An 11,608-nucleotide genomic window follows, 5' to 3' on the forward strand; every position below is an offset into this window, starting at 1 on the left:
AATGAAATTACTATTTAACCTACTATTTATTTTAAGCCTCCAAGTCTGTTTTGCCCAAGATTACAGATTTGGAAAAGTCTCGGAAGAAGAACTAAAAGAAACTAGCAATGCTAAAGATCCAGATGCACATGCCACGATTTTGTATTTAAACGAGGAAGTTAAGTTTAATTACGACAAAGAAATAGGATTTGTAGTCGTTACCGAAGTTCAGAAGCGTATAAAAATTTACGATAAAGAGGGTGTAGATTGGGCCACACAAAGTATACCGTTTTACGATCCCGATAATAATTCTAAAGGAGAGCAAGTAAACGGATTAAAAGGATACACCTACACCTTAGTTAATGGTAAAATTAAAGATGAGAAATTAGATAGGGATAATATATTCGAAGAAGCAACCAATAAGTATTGGAAACAAATTAAGTTTACAATGCCTAACATTTCAGACGGGTGTATTGTAGAGTTTCAGTACCGAAAGGAATCGCCGTATTTAAGTATAGACGATCAAGTATATCAATACGATATTCCTGTTAAAAAATTAGAAACCAAAGTTAGTATTCCAGAATATTTTTACTTTAATCAGCACCTAAATCCAAAGGCTACATATGTGCCTATTGTTAAGCAAAATAAAGTTAATAGAATAGAAAACGTAACCAGTAAGAGCAGAGTTACAGAAGGCGCTGGTTTTACCCAAGTTACAAAATCATCTTTCGATACCTCTCAATGGGAATTTAACGAAACCGTTTATCAGGCTAGTTTAATAGATATTCCTGCCTTAAAAACGGAAGTTTTTGTAGACAATATAGATGTGTACCGTTCTAAAGTAGACTGGGAGTATGCCATGTATAAAGGTCCGAATGGCGATATTAAAAAATATTCAACAGATTGGGAAAGTGTAACCAAAACCATTTACGATCACGAAGATTTTGGCGGACAATTATCTAAATCGGGATACTTTGAAGACGATATAGATGCGCTTTTGGCTGATGTTAAAAATCAGACCGATCGTATTAATCTCATTTATAATTTTGTAAAATCTAAAGTTGCTTGGAACGAGTACTATGGCGATTATGCAGAAAAGGGTGTTAGAAAAGCGTATAAAGACGGTATGGGAAATGTTGCCGATATAAATTTAATGCTTACCGCCATGTTACGTTATGCTGGAATATCTGCAAATCCGGTGTTAGTGAGTACTAAAAGTCATGGCATCCCATTGTTCCCTACACGTAATGGTTTTAATTATGTAATTACAGCTGTAGAACTACAAGATAAATTAATATTACTAGATGCGACCTACAAATATGCAATGCCTAATGTATTGCCGTCACGCGCACTAAACTGGCAAGGACGTATTGTAAGAGAACACGGAAGTTCGGCTTGGGTTAATTTAATGAATCAATTAAAGGCCGAAGAACTTTGTACTTTACAAGTTAAGCTTAAAACAGATTTAAGCGCAGAAGGGCGTGTTATGGTAAGATTAACCAATGCAAATGTTATGAACTTTAGAAGTATGTATGAAAGCATGGGAGACGATGAACGCCTTAGAGATTTGGAATTGAATAAAGGTGAAATAGAGATTTCAAATTATATAATAAAAGATGAAGACGATCTTAATAAATCTATTATTCAGTATTCTTATGAGTATAATTTAGAAAGTGCAGCAGAACAAATTGGCGATCAGATTTATGTATCACCCATGTTATTTTTTACCGAAACAGAAAATGTATTTAAACAAGAAGAACGTTTATTTCCTATCGAATTTAAGCATCCCAAAAAATACAGTTATAATATAGCGTTTATGATTCCTGAAGGTTACAAACTAGAAACTGTTCCAGAAAGTGTTAAAGTACAATTTAATGGAGGGCAAGGCGATTTTAGTTATTTATCTACCAATAATGAAAATATGGTTGTGTTTAAAGTAAATTATAGTTTTAACAACACCTTTGTTCTTACTAACGATTACGAACAGTTTAAATCTTTTTTTGGGATGATGATTAATAAGGAATCAGAAAAAATGGTGTTAACCAAAATATAGTCCTAAAAGAATAGAATAAGTCCTGCTTTTTTAAGAATAAAATAAATAAAATAGTAGTTTTACGCAGGAAAGTAAACAAGTTGTCAAGTCTTTATCTTTTTTTTAAGTTAGATATTTGACAACTTTACATAAACTCTTACAAATGAATATTGAAGATGCACAATTAGCCGTAGATTCTTGGATTAAAGAACATGGTGTTCGCTATTTTAACGAGCTTACTAATATGGCACAACTTACCGAAGAGGTAGGAGAAGTGGCAAGAATTATTGCCAGACGTTATGGCGAACAAAGTGAAAAAGAAAGCGATAAAAATAAAGATCTTGGCGAGGAGTTAGCCGATGTTGTTTTTGTAGTGCTTTGTTTAGCAAATCAAACAGGAGTTAACCTGCAAGAGGCGTTCGATAAGAAATTAGACTTAAAAACCAAGCGCGATCACGACAGGCATCACAATAATAAAAAATTAAAATAGTATATAATGAATATTAGTTTAGAGCAGTCTGAAATTATACAAGAACCATTACAAGTTACCATTACAGGTTCTAAAAGTGAATCGAATCGCTTACTCGTTTTACAGGCTTTATTTCCAAATATTTCTTTAGAGAACATTTCAAATTCAGACGACTCAGATGTCATGCAAATGGCGTTAAAGTCTACAGACAATGTTATCGATATTCATCATGCAGGTACAACCATGCGTTTTCTTACGGCTTACTTTTCTAGTCAAGCAGGGAAATCGGTAACGCTAACAGGATCAAAACGTATGAAAGAGCGTCCGATTAAAATTTTAGTTGATGCCTTACGTGATCTTGGAGCAGATATTACTTATGTTGAAAACGAGGGATTTCCTCCTATAAAAATTTCAGGTAAAAAAATTACTCAAAATCAAGTAACGCTTAAAGCAAATGTGAGTAGCCAGTATATTTCTGCATTAATGTTAATTGGATCGTCTTTAGAAAATGGTTTAAAATTAACTTTAGATGGTGAAATTACCTCTGTACCTTATATAAAAATGACATTGAATTTATTACATCAATTAGGTATTGATGCAGCATTCGAAGGTCAGATTATTACGGTGAAACCTAAAACAGATGCGGTAGACAAACAAACTCTAATCGTAGAAAGCGATTGGTCTTCGGCTTCATATTTCTATAGTATTGTAGCTTTAAGTCCTGTGGGAACTTTAATTACCTTGTCGTCGTATAAAGAAACGTCGTTACAAGGCGATTCTGTTTTAGCATCTATTTACAATCAATTTGGTGTAGAAACGACGTTTAAGGACAATGCGATTTCAATTCATAAAGTGGAAGAAGTATCTAAAGACACTCTAATTACACTCGATTTAGTGAATGCTCCAGATATTGCTCAAACTATTGCAGTCACTTGTTTCGGATTAGGAATAGCGTGCGATTTATCAGGATTGCATACGCTTAAAATTAAAGAAACCGATCGTTTAGAAGCTTTAAAAACAGAGATTGAAAAACTAGGCGGACAAGTGCATGTTACCGATAAAACACTTGTATTAGAACCTTCGGGAACCATAAATGAAAATGTAGCGATCGATACCTATAACGACCATAGAATGGCTATGGCATTTGCTCCTTTAGCACTTTGTACGAAATTACGCGTAAATGATGCCGAAGTGGTTTCAAAATCTTTTCCAGAATTTTGGAGTGATTTAGAAAAAATAGGCTTCAAAATTATCAATAACTAAAATTATTCAAAAATAAAGTCTGTTTTGAGAAGTATTTTGCGATTAAATCAATAATAAATAGCGATTTACTTGACAAGGCCTATCTTCAGATTGTATATTTGCCGTTCCTTATAACGATATTATGAAATTAGAAGTATTCTAAGAGCCATAATATTTAAAAATAAAATATCAGAACATGAAATTATCACATTTTAATTTTACTCTACCAGACGAATTATTAGCAGAAGACCCTAGCGAAAATAGAGATGAGTCACGTCTAATGGTTTTGGATAGAAAAAATCAAACTATTGAACACAAACAGTTTAAAGACATTATTAATTATTTTGATGAGGATGATGTGATGATTCTTAACGATACGAAAGTATTTCCAGCTCGTTTATTTGGAAACAAAGAAAAAACTGGAGCGCGTATCGAGGTGTTTTTATTAAGAGAATTAAACGAAGAACAACGTCTTTGGGATGTTTTAGTAGATCCAGCACGTAAGATTAGAATCGGAAACAAATTATATTTTGGAGACGATGATACTTTAGTTGCAGAAGTTATCGATAATACAACATCTAGAGGACGTACATTACGTTTCTTATACGATGGCTCTTACACCGAGTTTAGAAACAAACTTAAAGTATTAGGAGAAACACCACTTCCTAAATATATTCAGCGCGAGGTAAAGCCAGAAGATGAAGAGCGTTACCAAACCATTTATGCTAAAAATGAAGGTGCAGTTGCAGCTCCAACAGCAGGTTTACACTTCTCTAAGCACTTACTTAAACGTTTAGAAATTAAGGGTGTTAAATTTGCAGATGTAACACTACACGTTGGTTTAGGAACATTTAATCCGGTAGAAGTAGAAGATTTATCGAAACATAAAATGGATAGCGAAGAAGCTATTATCGAAGAAAAAGCGGTAAATATTATCAATACAGCAATTAAAGATAAACGTCGTGTATGTGCCGTAGGTACAACATCTATGCGCGCTATCGAAAGTTCTGTATCGTCTCACGGTACGTTAAATGAATTTGATGGTTGGACAAATAAATTTATTTTCCCTCCTTACGAATTTAGTATCGCGAATTGTATGATCACAAACTTCCATACGCCAAAATCTACACTTTTAATGATGGTGTCTGCCTTTGCAGGTCACGATTTTATTAAACGTGCTTACGAAGAAGCGATAAAAGAAGGTTATAAATTTTATAGCTATGGTGATGCGATGTTAATTATCTAACTTATCGCAAATCAAAATATTTAAAAGCCTTGTTCATCAAGGCTTTTTTTATAGCATTAAAAGTCTAAATAGACTAAATATGCTAATTTCAATTTAATTACTTTTGCAGTATTATGGCAAACAAGAAAAAGGACGTTCGGGCATTAACTAAAGATCAACTTCGAGATTTTTTCGAATCTCAAGGCGATAAAGCATTTCGTGGAAACCAAGTGTATGAATGGTTATGGAGTAAAGGCGCTCATAGTTTCGACGATATGACCAACATTTCGAAAGAGACCCGACAAATGTTAGAAGATAACTTTGTGATTAACCACATAAAAGTAGATACTATGCAGCGTAGTAGCGATGGTACAGTTAAAAATGCGGTTCAGTTGCACGATGGGTTAGTTGTCGAGTCTGTTTTAATTCCAGCTAAAACCAGAACTACCGCTTGTGTATCTAGTCAGGTGGGATGTAGTTTAGATTGTTTGTTTTGCGCTACTTCGCGTTTAAAACGTATGCGTAATTTAAATCCAGACGAAATTTACGACCAAGTAGTTGCTATAGATAATCAGAGTAGATTGTATCAAGACCGACCATTAAGTAATATTGTGTTTATGGGTATGGGAGAACCTCTTATGAACTATAATAACGTAATTAAGGCTATTGATAAGATTACAGATGTAGAAGGCTTGGGGATGTCTCCAAGACGTATTACGGTGTCTACTTCTGGTGTGCCAAAAATGATTAAAAAAATGGCAGACGACGAGGTTAAGTTTAAACTTGCGGTGTCTCTGCATTCTGCAATCGATGAGGTTAGAACCTCAATTATGCCGTTTAACGCAACCTTCCCTTTAGCCGATTTACGTGAAGCCTTAGAATATTGGTACAGTAAAACTAAAAGCCGAATTACTTACGAATATGTAATTTGGAAAGGAATTAACGACAAAAGAAAAGATGTCGATGCGCTTGTCCAGTTTTGTAAATTTGCTCCGAGTAAAGTCAATTTAATAGAATATAATCCTATTGACGACGGACAATTTCAACAAGCTCCAGACGATGCTATAAATATGTACGTAAAAGTACTCGAAGCAAACAACATTACGGTAACCATTAGACGTTCTAGAGGTAAAGATATCGATGCTGCTTGCGGGCAATTGGCGAATAAAAGCTAATTATAGCGCCAGATTTAAATACGTTAATGCACATTTTAAATGTAGTTTATAACATTCATTTTTATTAGGTTTGTATAGATTACTAATCCCTAAGATTTCTAGTTGAAAATAGTAGAGCAAATAAAGCAACCCATCGCTTACGAAATGGAACTTTTCGAACAAAAGTTCTTACTTTCTATGTCTTCGAAAGTCGCTTTACTAAATAGAATTACCCACTATATTGTAAATAGAAAAGGGAAACAAATGCGACCTATGTTCGTGTTTTTGGTCTCTAAAATGGTGTCTAACGGCGAGGTTAGCGAGCGTACCTATCGTGGTGCTTCGGTTATCGAACTTATACATACCGCCACTTTAGTACACGACGATGTGGTGGACGATAGTAATAGGCGTCGCGGTTTCTTTTCTGTAAATGCACTTTGGAAAAATAAAATTGCCGTTCTTGTTGGCGATTATTTATTATCTAAAGGATTATTATTGTCTATAGATAATAACGATTTCGATTTACTTAAAATTATCTCTATTGCCGTTCGTGAAATGAGCGAAGGCGAATTACTTCAAATAGAGAAAGCACGACGGTTAGATATTACAGAAGATATTTATTACGAAATTATCCGTCAGAAAACAGCAACTTTAATCGCTGCATGTTGCAGTTTAGGTGCGGCTTCGGTTAAACCAGAATCTACTCATGTAGAAACTATGCGTAAATTTGGAGAGCTTATTGGAATGGCTTTTCAAATTAAAGATGATTTATTCGACTACGGTCAAGAAAAAATAGGTAAGCCTACAGGAATAGATATTAAAGAGCAAAAAATGACACTTCCCCTTATTCATGTGCTCAATAAAGTCTCTAAAAAAGACAGTAAATGGTTAATTAATTCTATTAAAAACCATAACAAAGATGCTAAACGCGTAAAAGAAGTGATTGCTTTTGTAAAGGAGCAGGGCGGACTGGATTATGCCGTAACCAAAATGAAAGCATTTCAGGAAGAAGCCTTAAAAATGTTAGAACCTTATCCGGAATCGGCTTACAAATCATCATTGATTTTAATGGTGAATTATGTCATCGAAAGAAAAAAATAAAATCTTCAGGCAACCTTTTACTTTGTTTTTGCGTCTTTATAAATAGAAGACCAAATGAAACCGCTTTTGAAAGTCATTCAGTTGCATAAAAACCAAAATCAGCTTATAAAACAAGCGCGTCAAAACAACCGTGAAGCTCAGCAAACGTTGTATAGTAGTCATGCGCCCAAAATGCTTAGTGTTTGCAGGTATTACATTAAAGATGTACACCATGCCGAAGAAGTGATGCTGAATGGTTTCTATAAAGTGTTTACACAATTACATACGTTTCAAGACAAAGGATCTTTTGAGGGGTGGATTCGAAGAATTATGGTTCGGGAGTCTATTTCATTTTTAAGACAAAAAAAGCAAATCGTTTTTGTCGAAGTTGAACAAGAAGCAGGAGATGTTTCTCCGTTATCTAGCGACGATAATTTTGCAGTTGAAGACATTCAAATGCTTATAGATAGCTTGCCCGAAGGTTATAAAATGGTGTTTGTTATGTACGCTATAGAAGGCTATAAACATCATGAAATTGCCGAACTATTAAACATTACTGAAGGGACTTCTAAATCGCAATTGTATAAAGCAAGGCAGTTGCTTCAACAGCAGGTAAATGCACTAAATTCCGATAGTTATGGCATCAAATAATTTCGAAAATAAAATAAAAGCGTCTCTAGAAGAACGCCGTTTACAGCCCTCTTCTAATGCGTGGGACAAATTGCAATCTCAATTAGATACTCAGCAAAAAACACCTGTGTTTAAATCGTATTGGTTTATGGCCATTGCAGCGAGTTTTATAGGTGTGCTATTACTTAGTACATGGATGTTTAAATCTAATTCCGATCCAGATTTACAAGTCGTAGAGGTAGAAATTCCTACTGAAAATATAGAAGTGGTTATAGATTCTTCTGCGTCAAGTTTAGACAACATTATTGTTTCGATTCCAAAAGATGAAGTTTTAAAAACTTCAAAACAAATTAGTATTCCTAAAACTGTTTTTTCAAATACAAGCAAAAAGCATACTCCCGTAGTACTAGAAAGTTCAGATACTAAGGAGGAATTGAAAACATCAGAAATATTAAATTCTACACCAGGAAAAGCGTTGTCCAACGCTGCTTTAGCGCAGGAAGAACAAGCCGTTAGTAGCGATTATATCGAAGATTTATTACAACAAGCAGAGCGTGACATTAGTTCCGAAAAGGCATTAACCGCGAGTCAGCGTACGGTAAACGCAAAAGCACTTTTAGAAACTGTAGAAAACGATATCGAGCATAGTTTTAGAGAGAAAGTTTTCGAGGCCGTAAAATCAGGCTTTGTAAAAGTTAAAACAGCTGTTGTAGAACGCAACGATTAACAAAATTCATCAAAATCAATCATCATTAATCAAAAAACGAACAGTATGAACACCATTACTAAATTAACAGTTACACTCATTTTAATTTTGGTATCGCATGTAAGTGAAGCCCAAGAAACAGGAGTGAAAGATTCTTTAAACCCAGAGCGTATTCAGGTTTTAAAAACTCAAAAGGAAACCATTAGAAATGAAGAAAAAGAGTTGCTGAGACAGGAAGTTGAAGCTATTAACGATAAAGTTGATGCCAATTATATTACGGTTGAAGAAGGAGAAATCTTGAAGCAAGAAGTGGCTAAAAAACGCGCTTTAAACATTGAGAACCGTGTGGCTATAATCGATAATAAAATCGATTTATTAGAACGTAATACAGAATCTTACACTTTTGGAGACGAAGGAGAAATTATTATAAGATTTGGTAAAGATTACGACAGTGATAGGTCTAGCGAACAAACATCTATTTATATAGGTCCTAAAAATAAAAGTAAGCGCGTGCCTGTATTTGATAAGCGTACTACTAGCGATTTAGTATTTGCTATAGGTTTTAATAATGCACTTATTGAAGACGAGAACTTAGGTGATTCTCCATATAAACTTGGTGGTTCTGGATTTGTAGAGTTAGGTTGGGCATGGAAAACACGTGTGTTCGAAAACTCTAATGCATTGCGTTTAAAATACGGATTTTCGTTTCAATGGAATAAATTAGATATAAAAAACAATATGTATTTCCGCGAAGATGGCGATCAGGTGGTTTTCGAGGAATTCCCTTTTGAAGTGCGAAAATCAAAATTTAGAACAACAAATTTAGTATTCCCAGTGCATTTCGAATTCGGACCTTCAAAAAAGAAAGAATACGATGACTATTTTAGATACTCGACCCATAAAAAATTCAAATTCGGAATTGGAGGTTACGGAGGATTTAATATTGCATCCCTTCAAAAAGTTAAATATAAAGAAGATGGAAATAATCAGAAAAAGAAATACAAAGATTACGATGCTGTAAATAGCTTTGTTTATGGAGTTAGTAGTTATGTGTCTTTAGGAAGTGTTGGAGTTTATTTTAAATATGATTTATCTCCTATATTCAGACATCAACAATTCGATCAGAATAATATATCGTTAGGCTTGCGCTTCGATATGGATTAAACACAAATTAAAAAGGCTTCAAAATAAATTGAAGCCTTTTACTTTTAAGGAAGATTACTATTAGTGAGTAGCTTTTTTAAAGGCATTTTCGCCTCCTACTATTGGTAAGTTTAACGAGGTCTCGTTTAGGTCGACAGTTAATTCTGTTCCTGCTTTAGGCAGAATAGTATATTGATTGTCACTTGAAAAAATCATAAGTCCAATTTGTTGTCCTTTTTTAATCACTTGATCGTCTGGTTGAAGATCGAAGGTTAGGTTGTAAAATTCACCTGGAACTAAAGGTTCACTCGTTCTAATAGATTTAGAATTTTGTGGATCTGCCCAACCACGAGTAATTATATTATCTGTAATTGGAGCTTTCTCGTCTGTACTCCAAGGTAAAGATACCAACCAAACAGATAAATTCGCAGCAGGTTTACTACTTGCTAATTTTATGCTTATTTGAGCTAACCCCGAGATATGAACATCTTTTTTAAATTTTGGTGTTACATATAATAATCTGTGATTAGAGGCAGCTAAGCTCGCTAAAGAATCGCCAGAAAAACTTGCATCGTCAACCAATGTTTCTTGAACATTTTTTTCAGGCTTTTTAGTATTTAATGTTCCTGCTTTATTACCTCCAGCTTGTAAATGTAAGGTCACCATTTTAGCTTCTGGATTTGGGTAATCTGCATAAGCGGTAGGATTACTTTTATCGTCGTATTCTCTTACAATCCATGCTTTAGGATCATTTTCTACACCATTATCAATATCGTATAAAAAATGAGTAAACCAACGGTTCATCATAGACACAGGAGGTGGTCCACCGTGCCCGTTTTGGTGATAGTATAGTTGTGCAGGAAGTCCTTTTGCTTTAACTGCTTGGTAGATACGGTTACTGTGTTCTGGCATAACATTCCAGTCGTTAAAACCGTGAGACATTAGAAGTGCCGCTTTCATCGGTCCTAAATCGTGTATGTAATCTCTACCAGCCCAGAAATCATTATAATCTCCTGTCTTTCTATCCATACCATTTTTCATTTCGGTATCACGAATCGTTCTGTTTCCATAGGCTTTAGAAGCATCATCTCCAGCACTATGTATATAATCGTATAATACATCGATATCTTCTCCTAAATATCCACCTGGAGAACGCACTAAACCATTCGATCTATAGTAGTGGTAATACGATGTGTTTGGTGCTACCGGGATAATAGCTTTTAATCCGTCTACACCAGTTGTTGCTGCTGCTAAAGGAATCGTTCCGTTGTAAGACGTACCTGTCATACCTACTTTTCCTGTAGACCAAAATGCTTCAACAGTTTTGTTACCATCAGGAGTAGTGTATCCTTTTGCACGACCGTTTAACCAATCGATAACTGCTTTTGGAGCTAGAGATTCGTTATCGCCACCAACTGTTGGAGAACCTTGAGATAATCCTGTTCCAGGAGACGAAGAGTGTACTACAATATAGCCACGTGGCACCCACGTTTTTACTTGAGAATTTGAAATTATAGGACGTTTTCCTTTACGAATAACATTTGAATGTACACGTGGTTTTTCTTCGGCACCAATTTCATGATTTACATCCCAGAATAAACCAGGGACATCTGTAGCGACCCCTGCGTAATACGGACTAGATTCGTAAATTATAGGAAGTTTTAAACCTTCGGTTTCTGTTTGTTTAGGACGTGTAACATCAACATGCATACGGTCTGGTTTACCATCTCCATCGGTGTCGAATTCTGTTTCTACCCAAAGGTCATGGCGAATCCATTCTTTAGGGTTATTAAATGCGTCTACAATTTGAGCTTCACCGTCTTTAAAAACTGGCCCTGCTTTTTCTTGTGCAGAAACCGAGCTCACAGCTGTTAAAATAAATGAAACTAAAAGAAAATTAAGATAACGATTTTTCATTCTTAGATATTAGTAAAATTAAGCTACTAAG

At 34.8% G+C, this 11,608-nt stretch carries 10 protein-coding genes; 9 read left to right on the forward strand and 1 reads right to left on the reverse strand.

Features of this window, described 5'->3' with window-relative positions; translation table 11 throughout:
* The first annotated feature begins 1 nt into the window (after position 1).
* The 9 genes from AC0UBM_RS12025 to AC0UBM_RS12065 all read left to right on the forward strand — a co-directional run bounded on the left by AC0UBM_RS12025 (position 2) and on the right by AC0UBM_RS12065 (position 9,681).
* Entirely contained in the window at positions 2-2,032 is a 2,031-nt protein-coding gene (locus tag AC0UBM_RS12025; RefSeq protein ID WP_475688767.1) for a transglutaminase family protein, read from the forward strand.
* Between the two features lie 142 nt (positions 2,033-2,174).
* The gene (locus tag AC0UBM_RS12030; protein ID WP_414036734.1) at positions 2,175-2,501 is read left to right on the forward strand and encodes a nucleotide pyrophosphohydrolase; all 327 of its coding nucleotides are present in this window, start codon (positions 2,175-2,177) and stop codon (positions 2,499-2,501) included.
* 6 nt (positions 2,502-2,507) lie between these two features.
* Positions 2,508-3,743, forward strand: a complete 1,236-nt coding sequence (locus AC0UBM_RS12035) for a 3-phosphoshikimate 1-carboxyvinyltransferase (protein ID WP_475688768.1) — start codon at positions 2,508-2,510, stop codon at positions 3,741-3,743.
* A gap of 175 nt (positions 3,744-3,918) precedes the next feature.
* The gene (gene queA / locus AC0UBM_RS12040) at positions 3,919-4,968 is read left to right on the forward strand and encodes a tRNA preQ1(34) S-adenosylmethionine ribosyltransferase-isomerase QueA (RefSeq protein WP_414036736.1); all 1,050 of its coding nucleotides are present in this window, start codon (positions 3,919-3,921) and stop codon (positions 4,966-4,968) included.
* A gap of 113 nt (positions 4,969-5,081) precedes the next feature.
* Positions 5,082-6,122, forward strand: coding sequence for a dual-specificity RNA methyltransferase RlmN (gene rlmN, locus AC0UBM_RS12045; protein WP_038526829.1), 1,041 nt, complete (start codon positions 5,082-5,084; stop codon positions 6,120-6,122).
* A gap of 102 nt (positions 6,123-6,224) precedes the next feature.
* The gene (locus tag AC0UBM_RS12050) at positions 6,225-7,202 is read left to right on the forward strand and encodes a polyprenyl synthetase family protein (RefSeq protein ID WP_414036737.1); all 978 of its coding nucleotides are present in this window, start codon (positions 6,225-6,227) and stop codon (positions 7,200-7,202) included.
* Between the two features lie 54 nt (positions 7,203-7,256).
* Complete coding sequence (locus AC0UBM_RS12055) at positions 7,257-7,832, forward strand: RNA polymerase sigma factor (protein WP_475688769.1); 576 nt, start codon at positions 7,257-7,259, stop codon at positions 7,830-7,832.
* A complete protein-coding gene (locus AC0UBM_RS12060; RefSeq protein WP_475688770.1) occupies positions 7,819-8,538 on the forward strand; it encodes a hypothetical protein in 720 nt (239 codons plus the stop codon). Before AC0UBM_RS12055 ends, AC0UBM_RS12060 begins: the two co-directional genes overlap by 14 nt.
* A 45-nt stretch (positions 8,539-8,583) precedes the next feature.
* Positions 8,584-9,681 carry a hypothetical protein gene (locus AC0UBM_RS12065; protein ID WP_475688771.1) on the forward strand — a complete coding sequence of 366 codons (1,098 nt, stop codon included), beginning with the start codon at positions 8,584-8,586 and terminating at the stop codon, positions 9,679-9,681.
* A 60-nt stretch (positions 9,682-9,741) separates the two neighbouring features.
* Here AC0UBM_RS12065 and AC0UBM_RS12070 read toward each other — a convergent pair whose 3' ends face one another.
* The gene (locus AC0UBM_RS12070) at positions 9,742-11,577 is read right to left on the reverse strand and encodes a Xaa-Pro dipeptidyl-peptidase (protein ID WP_475688772.1); all 1,836 of its coding nucleotides are present in this window, start codon (positions 11,575-11,577) and stop codon (positions 9,742-9,744) included.
* Positions 11,578-11,608 lie beyond the last annotated feature (31 nt).

Source organism: Formosa sp. F44 (assembly GCF_056238645.1).

Coding starts and splice junctions, on each gene's coding strand:
- queA (WP_414036736.1), top strand. CDS start 3,919: ATGAAATTATCACATTTTAATTTTACTCTACCAGACGAATTATTAGCA.
- rlmN (WP_038526829.1), top strand. CDS start 5,082: ATGGCAAACAAGAAAAAGGACGTTCGGGCATTAACTAAAGATCAACTT.
- AC0UBM_RS12060 (WP_475688770.1), top strand. CDS start 7,819: ATGGCATCAAATAATTTCGAAAATAAAATAAAAGCGTCTCTAGAAGAA.
- AC0UBM_RS12065 (WP_475688771.1), top strand. CDS start 8,584: ATGAACACCATTACTAAATTAACAGTTACACTCATTTTAATTTTGGTA.
- AC0UBM_RS12070 (WP_475688772.1), bottom strand. CDS start 11,577: ATGAAAAATCGTTATCTTAATTTTCTTTTAGTTTCATTTATTTTAACA.
- AC0UBM_RS12025 (WP_475688767.1), top strand. CDS start 2: ATGAAATTACTATTTAACCTACTATTTATTTTAAGCCTCCAAGTCTGT.
- AC0UBM_RS12035 (WP_475688768.1), top strand. CDS start 2,508: ATGAATATTAGTTTAGAGCAGTCTGAAATTATACAAGAACCATTACAA.
- AC0UBM_RS12055 (WP_475688769.1), top strand. CDS start 7,257: ATGAAACCGCTTTTGAAAGTCATTCAGTTGCATAAAAACCAAAATCAG.
- AC0UBM_RS12030 (WP_414036734.1), top strand. CDS start 2,175: ATGAATATTGAAGATGCACAATTAGCCGTAGATTCTTGGATTAAAGAA.